Annotated in this window: 12 protein-coding genes and 3 tRNA genes; 5 read left to right on the top strand and 10 right to left on the bottom strand. The window is 65.2% G+C overall.

Going from position 1 to position 12,100, the window contains the following annotated elements; genetic code table 11:
- Window positions 1-10 precede the first annotated feature (10 nt).
- Window positions 11-95 (top strand) — tRNA-Leu (locus BMW87_RS02340).
- Between the two features lie 209 nt (window positions 96-304).
- Window positions 305-389: transfer RNA gene (locus tag BMW87_RS02335), tRNA-Leu, on the top strand.
- 81 nt (window positions 390-470) lie between these two features.
- Here BMW87_RS02335 and rimO read toward each other — a convergent pair.
- The 6 genes from rimO to BMW87_RS02305 all read right to left on the bottom strand — a co-directional run bounded on the left by rimO (window position 471) and on the right by BMW87_RS02305 (window position 6,467).
- Window positions 471-1,877: a 30S ribosomal protein S12 methylthiotransferase RimO gene (gene rimO, locus BMW87_RS02330; protein ID WP_093073863.1), complete on the bottom strand. Its 1,407-nt coding sequence runs from the start codon at window positions 1,875-1,877 to the stop codon at window positions 471-473.
- A gap of 39 nt (window positions 1,878-1,916) precedes the next feature.
- Complete coding sequence (gene phaR, locus BMW87_RS02325) at window positions 1,917-2,477, bottom strand: polyhydroxyalkanoate synthesis repressor PhaR (RefSeq protein WP_093073861.1); 561 nt, start codon at window positions 2,475-2,477, stop codon at window positions 1,917-1,919.
- Window positions 2,478-2,551: 74 nt separating this feature from the next.
- A complete protein-coding gene (locus BMW87_RS02320; RefSeq protein ID WP_093073859.1) occupies window positions 2,552-2,920 on the bottom strand; it encodes a hypothetical protein in 369 nt (122 codons plus the stop codon).
- Between the two features lie 169 nt (window positions 2,921-3,089).
- Window positions 3,090-3,166 (bottom strand) — tRNA-Val (locus BMW87_RS02315).
- 48 nt (window positions 3,167-3,214) lie between these two features.
- Window positions 3,215-5,419, bottom strand: a complete 2,205-nt coding sequence (locus tag BMW87_RS02310; protein ID WP_371127378.1) for a RelA/SpoT family protein — start codon at window positions 5,417-5,419, stop codon at window positions 3,215-3,217.
- 55 nt (window positions 5,420-5,474) lie between these two features.
- Window positions 5,475-6,467: an alpha/beta fold hydrolase gene (locus tag BMW87_RS02305; protein WP_093073857.1), complete on the bottom strand. Its 993-nt coding sequence runs from the start codon at window positions 6,465-6,467 to the stop codon at window positions 5,475-5,477.
- A gap of 26 nt (window positions 6,468-6,493) precedes the next feature.
- Here BMW87_RS02305 and BMW87_RS02300 point away from each other — a divergent pair, with 26 nt between their 5' ends.
- Window positions 6,494-7,264, top strand: a complete 771-nt coding sequence (locus tag BMW87_RS02300) for a 3-hydroxybutyrate dehydrogenase (protein ID WP_093075152.1) — start codon at window positions 6,494-6,496, stop codon at window positions 7,262-7,264.
- A gap of 27 nt (window positions 7,265-7,291) precedes the next feature.
- Here BMW87_RS02300 and BMW87_RS02295 read toward each other — a convergent pair whose 3' ends face one another.
- Window positions 7,292-7,999, bottom strand: a complete 708-nt coding sequence (locus BMW87_RS02295; protein WP_093073855.1) for an SIMPL domain-containing protein — start codon at window positions 7,997-7,999, stop codon at window positions 7,292-7,294.
- Between the two features lie 65 nt (window positions 8,000-8,064).
- Complete coding sequence (locus BMW87_RS02290) at window positions 8,065-8,424, bottom strand: hypothetical protein (protein ID WP_093056529.1); 360 nt, start codon at window positions 8,422-8,424, stop codon at window positions 8,065-8,067.
- Window positions 8,425-8,596: 172 nt separating this feature from the next.
- On the opposite strand from BMW87_RS02290, the gene ompR reads away from it, so the two are divergent.
- Together ompR and BMW87_RS02280 are read left to right on the top strand one after the other, a co-directional pair.
- Window positions 8,597-9,328 carry an osmolarity response regulator transcription factor OmpR gene (gene ompR, locus BMW87_RS02285; protein ID WP_007837017.1) on the top strand — a complete coding sequence of 244 codons (732 nt, stop codon included), beginning with the start codon at window positions 8,597-8,599 and terminating at the stop codon, window positions 9,326-9,328.
- A 74-nt stretch (window positions 9,329-9,402) separates the two neighbouring features.
- The gene (locus BMW87_RS02280; protein WP_093056528.1) at window positions 9,403-10,827 is read left to right on the top strand and encodes a sensor histidine kinase; all 1,425 of its coding nucleotides are present in this window, start codon (window positions 9,403-9,405) and stop codon (window positions 10,825-10,827) included.
- A gap of 10 nt (window positions 10,828-10,837) precedes the next feature.
- Here the strand turns inward: BMW87_RS02280 and ispF are convergent, their stop codons facing one another.
- Window positions 10,838-11,326, bottom strand: a complete 489-nt coding sequence (gene ispF, locus BMW87_RS02275; RefSeq protein WP_093073853.1) for a 2-C-methyl-D-erythritol 2,4-cyclodiphosphate synthase — start codon at window positions 11,324-11,326, stop codon at window positions 10,838-10,840.
- A complete protein-coding gene (gene ispD, locus BMW87_RS02270; protein ID WP_093056590.1) occupies window positions 11,323-12,045 on the bottom strand; it encodes a 2-C-methyl-D-erythritol 4-phosphate cytidylyltransferase in 723 nt (240 codons plus the stop codon). Before ispD ends, ispF begins: the two co-directional genes overlap by 4 nt.
- Window positions 12,046-12,100: the final 55 nt, after the last annotated feature.

The raw sequence follows: 12,100 nt of genomic DNA, 5'->3' as shown, positions 1-12,100 counted from the left end.
AGCTCTGTGGGCCCAGATGGCGGAATTGGTAGACGCACTAGTTTCAGGTACTAGCGAGTAACATCGTGGAGGTTCGAGTCCTCTTCTGGGCACCAAGTTTAAACAGACCTTTACCAGGTCATTCGATTCAAGCCACCGGCCTCCGGTGGCTTTTTTCATGACCGTTTGAATTCGCATCAAACGCTCGATGCAGCCTTCACAAGCGAGGCCAAGCAGACGCTGGAGCTTCTCCACACGCTTCGAGACGACGAAATTGCCGGGCCAAATTGTGTATACTCGTAGTCTTTGCTGAAAAGCAGAACAAGCCCAGATGGCGGAATTGGTAGACGCACTAGTTTCAGGTACTAGCGAGTAACATCGTGGAGGTTCGAGTCCTCTTCTGGGCACCAAATTCAAGCAGACCCTTACCAGGTCATTCGATTCAAGCCACCGGCCTCCGGTGGCTTTTTTCTTGTCCATTCGAATCCGCATCAAACGGGCAATGCGATCAGGTCGTGGCCCTCGGCACCCACGATGCGCGCGCGGGTGAACTCACCCACCTTCAGCGTCTTGCTGATCTTCTCGGGCGGCAGCAGGCGAACCGTGCCGTCGATTTCCGGCGCATCGGCATACGTGCGCCCCACCCCGCCCTTGCGGCCCATGCCCGGCGCCGAATCGACCAGCACCTGCATCGTCGAGCCGACGCGTCTTTGCAGCTTGGCGATTGACACGGCCTCGGCCACCTCCATGAAACGCGCGCGGCGCGCCTCGCGCTCGGCTTCGGGCAGCATGCCCGGAATGTCGTTGGCGGTGGCGCCTTGGACCGGGCTGTAGGCAAAGCAACCGGCGCGGTCGATCTCGGCTTCACGAATGAAGTCGAGCAGATGCTCGAATTCCTGTTCCGTTTCGCCGGGAAAGCCGGCGATGAAGGTGCTGCGAATCACGAGCTCCGGACACACCTCGCGCCAGCGCGCCAGCCGCTCCAGATTCTTCTCGCCACTGGCCGGGCGCTTCATGCGCTTCAGCACATCGGGATGGCTGTGCTGCAAGGGCACGTCGAGATACGGCAGCACCTGACCGCTCGCCATCAACGGAATGATCTCGTCAACGCTCGGGTACGGGTACACATAGTGCAGGCGAACCCAGGCGCCATATGGCTCGGCGATTTCGCCCAGCGTGCGCACCAGTTCGAGCATGCGGGTCTTGACCGGCTTGCCGTCCCAGAACCCGGTGCGGTATTTCACGTCGACGCCGTAGGCCGAGGTGTCCTGGCTGATCACCAGCAGCTCTTTCACGCCGCCTTCGAACAAGGCCTTGGCCTCGCTCAACACATCGCCGACCGGCCGCGACACGAGGTCGCCGCGCATCGAGGGAATGATGCAGAAGGTGCAGCGGTGGTTGCAGCCCTCGCTGATCTTCAGGTAGGCGTAGTGGCGCGGCGTCAGCTTGAGGCCGGCGATGCCGAAAGTATTCGGCACCAGGTCGATGAAGGGATCGTGCGGCTTCGGCAGGTTCGCATGCACCGCATCCATCACCTCCTGCGTGGCGTGCGGGCCGGTCACGGCCAGCACGCTCGGGTGCATCTGGCGCACCAGATTGCCGCCCTGGTCGCCGGTCTTGGCGCCCAGACAGCCGGTGACGATCACACGGCCATTTTCTGCCAGCGCTTCGCCAATGGTGTCCAGGCTCTCCTTCACGGCATCGTCGATGAAGCCGCAGGTGTTGACGATCACCAGATCGGCACCTTCGAAAGTCTTGGCGGTTTGATAACCCTCGGCACTCAGCTGGGTCAGGATCAGTTCGGAATCGGTCAGGGCCTTGGGGCAGCCCAGGCTCACGAAACCGACCTTGGGGGCGGTCGGCGTGGCCGTACGTTCGGGGGAGGCAACTTCGCTCATATGCCTCTATTGTCCCAGCTATCGGTGACGGCAGGACATTCAGGGCCGCTTAATGCCAAAGGCCCCCAGTACCTGCTCGGTGTTTTTCTGCATCTGCTCCTGCATTTGCAGGAAAACGTTCTTCGATTGCTCGACGTAATTGCCCATCAGCCCCTGCAGCATCGGCGACTGCATGGTCATGAAGCGCGACCACATCTCGGGCGTCAGGCCTTCGGCCTTTTCCGCCAGCTGCGCCTGCACCTCTGTCATGGCCTGGATGTTCTTCTCGAGGTACGGCCCCATGTAGCCCTGCATCGCCTGCCCGTAGAAACGGATGATGTTGGCCAGCACCTGTTCGGTGAACATCGGCGCACCGCCCGCCTCTTCTTCGAGAATGATCTGCAGCAGGATGCTGCGCGTGAGGTCGTCGCCGGTCTTGGCATCGCGCACCACGAACTGGGCACTCTGGATGACCAGTTGCTTCACCTCGGTCAGCGTGATGTACGTGGATGTCTCGGTGTCGTAGAGCCTTCGGTTGGGGTACTTCTTGATCACACGCTGTACCGGCTTGACCCCGGACTTCTTGCTCTGCACTGCGGACTCCTTCACATGGACGCCCATGTCATCGGATGATTCTAGGGAGCGGTTTTGCTGCGCCGCGACAAGGTTTACCCTGACCAGACGCGGCACTTTCCTCAATCCGGCGATGTCGCGTACTCCGCGCCGCATGCGTAGCAGGCCGCCGTCTCGGGTCGCTCCTCGTCGGCCTCCCGAAACCGCAGCGGGGTTTTCTGCCCGTAGACCACCCAGCAGCGCGGGCAGTGCTCTTGTCCCACGGTCGGCAGATATGCGCGAGCGCGTTGCTCAGCGCGCTCTTCGGTCAGAGGCATGCCCTGGCGTTGCGCACGCACCACCTCGCGTGCCGCCATGGTGTCGGTGCGCCCACCTGCATAGTCGTTGATGCCGTAGACAGCACGCGCAAACTCAAGAGGAGCCTGCCTCAACAGTGCGGCCAGGCGCTTGTCGGCATGAGCCCGATCAACAGGCGTTGATCGCGTATTCATCTGATCGCTTATCAAGAAAAGTGGAATGGAATTGCAGGGCAGCCAAGGTAGCACAACAACATGGCCAAGGTCTTTGCCTGCATCACCACAAGGGACGATATGTGCACCGGGGAACCCGGTGCATGCTCTGTCAGCTGATCCGGTGGTTGGCCGGGACTGAAGCAGAAATTGGTAGGCGCGATTGGACTCGAACCAACGACCCCCACCATGTCAAGGTGGTGCTCTAACCAGCTGAGCTACGCGCCTAAGGATGTGTCCGAGAAGCAGCTATTGTAGCAGGAGAAAACGTGCTTTTCAGCGACGACGTGCAGATCGCACACCAATCACTGCCGTGACCATGCCAAGAACCTGCGTGAGCCGCGCGGCATCCGCGATTTCAACGGTGAACGTCATCCACGCCGTGCCCTTGATCGACTGCGTCTGCACACCGATCACGTTCATCTTCTCGCGTGCGAACACATCGGAGATATCGCGCAGCAGGCCCTGACGGTCGGCCGCTTCCACAGCCACGTCCACCGCATACACGGGCGCGTCGGCGCCCTTCTTCGCGACGCCCCACTCCACGTCGATGACGCGCTCGCCATCCTTCGCGGCCATCGTGCGGAAGTTGCTGCAATCGCTGCGGTGCACGCTGACACCATGGCCTCGCGTGACGAAGCCGCGAATGGCATCGGGCGGTGCGGGCTTGCAGCACTTGGCAAGCTGGGTCATCAACGAAGACACGCCCACCACGAGCACGCCGCCCTTGCCCGACTTCTCGCTGCCGCGCGCCTTCTTGATGAGCACGCCGTCGTCCGGCCCCGGCGCGGGCTCCGGTGGGCGCAGCAGCGTCTCGATGTTGCGCAGCGAGAACTCGTCCTTGCCCACCACTTCGAACAGATGGTCCGCCGACTTGAAGCCCAGCTGCGACGCCAGGTCCTCGAGCCGCACGGCCGTCTTGCCTTCACGCTGCAGCAGCTTCTCGACCGCTTCGCGTCCGCGCGCCACGGTCTCGTGCGTGATCTGTGCGTTGAACCATGCACGCACCTTCGCACGTGCACGATGACTGGCCAGATAGCCCAGCTCGGCATTGAGCCAGTCGCGCGAGGGCCCGCCCTCCTTGGCCGCGATGATCTCGACCGTCTGCCCGTTCGATAGCGGCGTGTTCAACGGCACCATCGCGCCATCGACACGCGCCCCGCGGCAGCGATGGCCCAGCGTGGTGTGCACGGTGTAGGCAAAGTCGACTGGCGTCGCACCCTGCGGCAGCTCGACGATGGCAGCATCGGGCGTCAGCACATAGATGCGGTCATCGAACAGCCCCTGCCCCTGCAGGCCACCCGAAAGATCGCGCTCCCACGCCAGCAGTTGCCGCAGCACCGCGATCTTCGCGTCGTACTCGCCGCTGGCCCATACGCCCGCGTAGCCCTTGTGGCCCGCTTCCTTGTAGGCCCAGTGCGCCGCCACGCCATGCTCGGCGTGATCGTGCATCTCTTCGGTGCGAATCTGGATCTCGATCGGCTTGCCCGCCTTGCCATCCACCAGCTCGCGCACCACCGTGTGCAGCGACTGGTAGCCATTGGGCTTGGGCCGCGCGATGTAGTCGTCGAACTCTTCGTCGATCGGCTGGAAATGCGAGTGCACCCACGCCAGGGCCGCATAGCAGTCCTTGACGTCGGGCACCACCACGCGCAAAGCAAGGATGTCGAAGACCTGCTCGAAGTCGAGCGACTTGCCGCGCATCTTCTTGACGATGCTGTAGATGTTCTTCGGCCGCCCCTGCACCGCGGCCTTGACGCCTTCGGCCTGCAGCTCGCTCTCCAGCTGCGAGCGCAATTGCTCGACGTGCCCTTCGCGCTCGATGCGCTTTTCGTCGAGCAGGCGCGCGATCAGCTTGTAGGTTTCAGGTTCGAGGAAGCGGAACGAGAGATCTTCGATCTCCCACTTCACCTGCCAGATGCCCAGCCGGTTGGCCAGTGGCGCAAACACCTGCAGCGACTCGCGCGCAACGCCCTCGGGTGCGGGCCGCTTGCTCGCAGCCGCATGCCGCAGCGTCTGCAGGCGCGAGGCCAGCCGCAGCATCACCACGCGCAGGTCGCGCGAGAACGCCAGCAGCATCTTGCGCACGTTCTCGGTCTGCGCACCGGCGCCTTCGACGTGATGCCCCTGCGAAGCCGAGCGAGCCTGCTCCTGCACACGCACCAGCTTGGTCGTCTCGACCGCGAGCGCCGCGAAGTTGTCGCCGAACACCTTGGCGATCACTTCCTGCGGGCGGTTCAGGTGCTGGCACGAATAGACCAGGTAGCTCGCCGCCTGCATGGCCTCGGAGCCGCCCATCTTCGCGACGATGGTGGCCACCGCGTCGGCGTGTGCGAGTGTGTTCTCGCCCGTGTCGAGCTTTTCATCGGCGATCAGCGGCTCGGCGAACGCACGCGCGCGCGCCAGCATGTTCTCCATCACCGGCGTGCGGTCGGCCGTTGCGGCGGACAACGGGTAGTCGACCATGGCCGCGTCGGACATGGGTGCCGTCTGGAGGCTCGAAGAATCGCGCTTCACGCTTCGTTCACTCAATCACTCAGTCGAAAAGGAAGTCGGTGACGGCAGCGATCTGTGCGGGGTCGACAAAGGTCGGCGCATGGCCCACGCCGTCGAACTCGACCAGCTTGGCATGCGGGCCGCGCTGCGTCATGGCCAGGGCCGTTTCGCGCGAGAGCAGATCCGACACAGCGCCGCGAGTGATGAGCGTGCGCGCCTCGATCGCGTCGTACAGGCTCCACATGATCGCGCCACCCTGTGCCGCAGCCTCGGGGGTAATGGCGCGCAGCGCCACGCCGATGGCCGGATCGTAGTGAAGCAGCCAGGAGCCTTCATCATCACTGCCCGCTTCGACCTTGGCCGAACCGTCGGCCGTGCGCTGCGAGGCAGGCACCACCATGTGTTGCGACAGTGCCAGCCACTGGGCCGGAGTGTGCGGGCCAAAGGTGGTCGACAGCGCCCACATGGCATCAGCCGCCGCCTGCACGCTCTCGTAGCTGCCGTTCTTTCCTACATAGGCACCGATGCGCTGCACCGCGGCCGGCTCGATCGTCGGGCCGACATCGTTCGCAATGAAGCGGCGAATGGGCCGCGCCAGCGGCAGTTCCTTGTGGCCTGCAAGCACGAAGCCGATCAGCCCGCCCATGCTGGTGCCCAGGTAGTCGAGCGTGTCGATGGCCTGCTCGCGATGCAGTTGCGCAATCAGCGCGACCATGTCGGCCGCATACACCGGCACTTGATAAAAGGCCGGGTCACGCAACCAGTCGCTGCGCCCACGGCCCACCACGTCAGGGCAGACCACGCGCACATTGCCATTGGCGCGCGCCACGATGGCCTGCGCCAGCAGGTCGAAATCGCGACCCTGCCGGGTCAGCCCGTGCACGCAGATCACGACATGCGCACTGCGCGCGTCGCCCCATTGCCAATAGGCCATGCGATGGCCGCCCTGGGCGTCGTCGCACGCCACGTAATGAAGCGTCGGTTCGGTCATGAAAACGAAGTCGTCCTGGTGCGGATAATTGTCTCGTCGCATCCTAATTCATCCGGAGATTGATCTTCATGCTCAAAGGCAAAACCGCGCTTGTCACGGGGTCCACCAGCGGCATTGGCCTCGCCATCGCCAAGGCTCTCGCTCAACAAGGAGCAAACATCGTGCTCAACGGCTTCGGCGATGCCCAAGCCCCCAAGGCCGAGATCGAAGCGCTCGGCGTGCGCGCCGAGTATCACGGCGCCGACATGAGCAAGCCCGACCAGATCGAAGACATGATGAGCTTCGCCGCGTCGAAGTTCGGCCGCGTCGACGTCCTCGTGAACAACGCCGGCATCCAGCACGTGGCCAAGGTCGAAGACTTTCCCACCGAACGTTGGGACGCCATCATCGCAATCAACCTCACCAGCGCCTTTCATACGACGCGCCTGGCAATTCCCGCGATGCGCGAGGCCAACTGGGGCCGCGTCATCAACATCGCGTCGGCCCATGGCCTCGTGGCGTCGGCGCAGAAGTCGGCCTATGTGGCGGCCAAGCACGGCATCGTCGGCCTGACCAAGTCGGTCGCGCTCGAAACCGCGACCACCGGCGTCACCGCCAATGCAATTTGCCCGGGCTGGGTGCTGACCCAGCTGGTGCAGAAGCAGATCGACGACCGCGCAGCGCGAGAAGGCATCACGGCCGCGCAGGCACAAAACGACCTGCTGGGCGAAAAGCAGCCTTCGCTGCAGTTCACGACGGTCGAGCAACTGGGTGGCCTCGCCGTCTTCCTGTGCTCGCCGGCAGCCGACCAGGTCCGGGGCGTTGCCTGGGCCATGGACGGCGGATGGACTGCCCAGTAAAGGGTAGCCCGCCGGTACGGGTTTCTCTTATTTGAGCTGCACCGAGCCCGACACGCTCACCACCACGCTGGTCTTGCCGGCCTCGACCGGCACAGCCGAATCAGCCGAGAACGACTTGGCCTGCACCGCCATCATGCGCGGACGGATCGGGCCGTTGTCGCTCGCGTTCACCGACACCTCGCGCAGCGTGTAGCCACCGAAGCCGAAGCCCTTGGCCAGCTCGCCGGCCTTCTGCTTGAAGTTCTCGATGGCGATGTTCTGCGCCTCGGTCTCGGTCTTGGCGCGCTGTTCGCGGCTCAGGCCAAAGCCCACGTTGCCCACGCTGAGCGTGGTGATGCGCCCGGCCGTCTGGGTGATGCGCGGGAAGTCGCGGCCTTCGAGCACCAGTTCGGTCGAGCCCTGCCAGCCGTTGATCTTGCCGTCCTTCGTGTAGCGCGGCGACAGGCTGAAGTTGCCGGTGCGCACGTCCAGCTGGCCCGCCTGCGCGTTCTTCTTCGCTTCGGCCAGTGCGGCGTCGAGCGCAGCCTTCAGTTGCGTCTGCACGGTGGCTGCGTCGGTCGCGTCGCGGGTGGTCACGAGCGTCATGCTCAGCATGTCCTGCTGGACTTCGATCGTGCCGGAAGCCGTCAGCTGCAACACGTTCTGTGGCGCGGGTGTGACGACGTTCTGGGCCAGTGCGTTGCCGGCAGCGGCCAGGGCGGCGCAGGCCGCGAGCAGTTTGATTTTTTTCTTCAAGGCGAAGTACTCCCTTTGTTGGTGTGAAAAACAGGCCCGCGTTCGCAGGCAGGCCAGCCGGCGCGTCAGCGGCGCTGGCTGCGCGGCGCGGTAAGCGACTGGCGATCCGCGGCCGGAGGCACCGGCACGATCCGCTCGGCCGGCTGCGATTCTGCCGAATTGATCAAAGCACCCGCCGCGGGCGGGGTCCATTGGCCACGGACCTGCTGCCGCAGCTCGAACAGTTCGGCGGCGGTAAGACGCCGGCCGGCGATCGCCTGTTCGCGGCGGACCTCCTCGCGCTGCGCGGCCCGATGGGCCGCCACCGCGTCACGGACCTCGCTGCGACGCACCTCGCCCACCCTGAAAAAGTCGCCAGACACCGCCAGCGACGGGCCGCAGGCGAAAACGAGGATGAACGGGAGGGCTGAAAAAGGACGTCTCATTGAGTGGAAGTCATCAGGAAAAGCGACTTTGCCACCTCCGCGCTAACGTCAGATGACCAGACGGCGAGCGTCCGCAAGTTTTGTAACTTAGTGTCAAACCATAAGTAAATCCGGCTCAACGACCACTCAACGCCTTCAGAATCGGCCCTGTTACAAATTCATCGTTGTAGAAATGACTCAAGTTCCCGCTCGCACCGACAAGATCGTGATCGTCGACGACGACGCCCGCATCCGCGACCTCCTGCGCCGCTATCTGACCCAGGAAGGTTTTGAAGTGATCGTGGCCGAGGACGGCAAGGCGCTCAACCGCATCCTGTTGCGCGACACGGTCGACCTGATCGTGCTCGACCTGATGATGCCTGGCGAAGACGGCCTCTCGGTCTGCCGCCGCCTGCGCGCCGCCAACGACCGCACGCCGATCATCATGCTCACCGCCAAGGGCGAAGACGTGGACCGCATCGTCGGTCTCGAAGTCGGCGCAGACGACTACCTCGGCAAGCCTTTCAACCCGCGCGAACTGCTGGCCCGTGTGCACGCAGTGCTGCGCCGCCGTCCGCCGCTCGAAGCGCCGGGCGCCCCCTCCACGGAGAACGAGACCGTCACTTTCGGCCCGTTCGCCTTCGATCTCGGCTCGCGCACCTTGAAAAAGGATGGCGAAGAGCTCTCGCTGACCACCGGCGAGTTCGCGATGCTGAAGGCGCTGGTGCGCCATCCGCGTCAACCGCTGTCGCGCGAAAAGCTGGCCCAGCTGGCGCGCGGGCGCGAGTTCGAGCCCTTCGACCGCAGCCTGGACGTGCAGATTTCGCGCCTGCGCAAGCTGGTCGAGTCCGACGCCGCAGCGCCGCGCTACATCCAGACCGTCTGGGGCGTGGGCTACGTGTTCGTGCCGGACGGCACGGCCTGACGCCACGTTGAGAGGTGGCCATCGGCCAATCCACCAGACCAGGCCCCGCTCAGGAGGACGGCGCGCAGGTCACGATGCCGAGCCCGCTCGAAGCGAGCGCGCAACGTGACCGACGCCCCGGCCTCAAGCTGGGCTTCAGCCTTTTCTGGCGCACTTTCTTCCTGCTGGCGCTGCTGCTGATCGGCTGTACCGTCGCCTGGCTGCAGACCTTCCGCTCGCTCGAATACGAGCCGCGCGCCATTCAAACCGCCCACCAGATCGCCTCGCTCGTGAACCTCACCCGCGCGGCGCTGGTGTATTCGGACGCCATCACCCGGGTGTCGCTGATCAAGACGCTGGCCGACCAGGAGGGCGTGCGCATCCTGCCGCGCGAACCCAACGACCGGTTCCAGCCCTACACCAGCGGCGCGCTCGACCTGCGCGTGACCGAGGAGCTGATCGACCAGTTGGGCGAAGGCACCACGGTGGCCAGCCGCGTGAACGACGAAGCCGGCCTGTGGATCGGCTTCACCATCGAGAGCGACACCTACTGGCTGCTGCTCGACCCGACGCGCTTCAGCCGCGTAGGCGGGCGCACCTGGCTGGTGTGGCTCAGCACCGCCATGGCGCTGTCGCTGGCTGGCGCAGCGCTGATCACCCGGCTCATCAACCTGCCGCTCAAGCAGCTGTCGCGCGCGACCATGCAGGTGCGCGAGGGCGAGTACGAGGCGCACCGGCTCGACGAGCGCGCCCGTACCAACGAAATTCGCGCGGTCAATATCGGCTTCAACCGAATGGCGGACCAGCTCGCCAAGATCGAGCAGGACCGCGCCATCATGCTGGCCGGTATCTCGCACGACTTGCGCACGCCGCTGGCCCGGCTACGGCTGGAAACCGAGATGAGCGTGGCCGACGAAGACGCGCGCGACCACATGGCCGCCGACATCGCCCAGCTCGACGCGATCATTGACAAGTTCCTCGACTACGCGCGCCCCGACCATGTCGATCCGCGCCCCGTGCTGCTGCGCGATGTGGTCGACGCCTGTACCTACGCCGTACAGGACTACGAGGAAATGAACATCAAGGTCGAGGTGCCCCCCGACCTGCGGGTGCTGGGCGACGAGGTCGAGCTCACGCGCGTGATCTCCAACCTGGTCGAGAACGCGCGGCGCTACGGCAAGTCGCCCTCCACGGGCGTGGCCGACGTGACGATCCAGGCGCAGGCCAACAACGACGCGGTGCTCATCAAGGTGCGCGACCACGGCGCGGGTGTCGAGCCCGCCCTGCTCTCGCAGCTGACCAAGCCCTTCTTCCGTGGCGATGCCGCGCGCACGTCAGCCGCCGGTGCAGGCCTGGGCCTGTCGATCGTGGCGAAGAACATCGAGCGCATGGGCGGCACCTTTGCGCTGACCAGCACGCCGGGCCGCGGCCTGGCGGCACACATCCGGATGCCGCGCGCGATGCCACCCGGCAGCGCCAAGCCCGGCGAGCCGCAGGGCGGCGGCAAGAAGCCGGCCTGATCCGGCCGCGTCAGCGGTGAAGGAGAACGGCCGCGCGGGCCTCCATCGCGCGGCCCTCACCCACCGGACCGAGCTTCTCGGCCGTCTTCGCCTTCACGTTCACCTGCTCGATCGCAATACCCAGCATGTCGGCGATGCGCTGGCACATGAGCGGAATGTGCGGCGCGAGCTTGGGCGCCTGCGCGATCACGGTGCTGTCGACGTTGCCGATCTCCCAGCCCGCCGCGCGCACCCGGCGTGCCGCCTCGGCCAGCAGCACCGATGAATCGGCACCGCGAAACTGCGGGTCGGTGTCCGGAAAATGCCGGCCGATGTCGCCCAGCCCAGCGCCGCCCAGCAGCGCATCGGTAATGGCGTGCAGCAGCACGTCGGCATCCGAATGGCCCAGCAGGCCGGTGGTGTGCGGCACCTCGATGCCGCCCAGGATCAGCTTGCGCCCTGCCACCAGCTGGTGAACGTCCCAGCCCTCGCCCACGCGGATATTGAAAGCGCTCGTCATGCCAGGCCCTTCTTGCGGCCCAGCAGAACCGCCTCGGCCAGTGCGAAGTCTTCGGGAAAGGTCACCTTGAAGTTCTGCGCGCTGCCTGGCACCAACAGCGGCGACAAGCCGACCGCCTCGATGGCGCCGGCCTCGTCGGTCACGGTGTCGCCTGTGCGTTCCAGCGCATCGAGCAGCATGCCGATGCGGAACATCTGCGGCGTCTGCGCCAGCCACTTGTCGGCGCGCGGCAGGGTCTGGGCCACGCGGCTTTCGGTGGTCGACGACTTCAGCGTGTCCGCCAGCCGCTGCGCCAGAAGGCCGCCGACGGCGTCGTGCTCGCAGGCCGCGATCAGCGCCTCGATCTGGCTCGAAGTGATGAGGCAGCGCGCCGCGTCGTGCACCAGCACCCAGTCGTGTGCGCCAGCGCCCTTCTGCCGCAGCGCCACGAGGCCGTTGCGCACCGTGGCCGCGCGGGTCACGCCGCCCACGCGCAGCAGGTATTCGTTCTCGGCGGGAAAGCGCGGCAGCACCGCATCCACATCGCGGTCGTCCGGCGACACCACCAGCGCCAGCCCGGCGAAGCGCCCCGCCAGCGCGCGGAAGGCCTCCAGCGTGTGGGCCACCATCGGCAGGCCGGCCAAGCGCCGGTACTGCTTGGGCTGCGTGGACTGCGCATGCCCCGCGCGATAGCCGGAGCCGGCACACGGGATCAGCACGAAGAGTCGGGAAGAGGACATGAGGGAGGGCCCGGCGTCGGCGGTGGCCGACAAGCGAATAAGGGGCCGCCATTCT

The sequence above is a fragment of the Variovorax sp. OV084 genome (assembly GCF_900111625.1).
GTDB lineage: Bacteria > Pseudomonadota > Gammaproteobacteria > Burkholderiales > Burkholderiaceae_C > Variovorax.
Note: the sequence above shows the minus strand (reverse complement) of the source record. Positions and strands in the feature narration are given on the sequence as shown.

Bases quoted from the DNA above. Each gene is read 5' to 3' on its own strand.
- phaR (WP_093073861.1), bottom strand. From the start codon at position 2,477: ATGGGCGTCCATGTGAAGGAGTCCGCAGTGCAGAGCAAGAAGTCCGGG.
- ispF (WP_093073853.1), bottom strand. From the start codon at position 11,326: ATGACGAGCGCTTTCAATATCCGCGTGGGCGAGGGCTGGGACGTTCAC.
- BMW87_RS02280 (WP_093056528.1), top strand. From the start codon at position 9,403: ATGCCGAGCCCGCTCGAAGCGAGCGCGCAACGTGACCGACGCCCCGGC.
- BMW87_RS02290 (WP_093056529.1), bottom strand. From the start codon at position 8,424: ATGAGACGTCCTTTTTCAGCCCTCCCGTTCATCCTCGTTTTCGCCTGC.
- BMW87_RS02320 (WP_093073859.1), bottom strand. From the start codon at position 2,920: ATGAATACGCGATCAACGCCTGTTGATCGGGCTCATGCCGACAAGCGC.
- BMW87_RS02310 (WP_371127378.1), bottom strand. From the start codon at position 5,419: ATGTCCGACGCGGCCATGGTCGACTACCCGTTGTCCGCCGCAACGGCC.
- rimO (WP_093073863.1), bottom strand. From the start codon at position 1,877: ATGAGCGAAGTTGCCTCCCCCGAACGTACGGCCACGCCGACCGCCCCC.
- ispD (WP_093056590.1), bottom strand. From the start codon at position 12,045: ATGTCCTCTTCCCGACTCTTCGTGCTGATCCCGTGTGCCGGCTCCGGC.
- BMW87_RS02300 (WP_093075152.1), top strand. From the start codon at position 6,494: ATGCTCAAAGGCAAAACCGCGCTTGTCACGGGGTCCACCAGCGGCATT.
- ompR (WP_007837017.1), top strand. From the start codon at position 8,597: ATGACTCAAGTTCCCGCTCGCACCGACAAGATCGTGATCGTCGACGAC.
- BMW87_RS02305 (WP_093073857.1), bottom strand. From the start codon at position 6,467: ATGCGACGAGACAATTATCCGCACCAGGACGACTTCGTTTTCATGACC.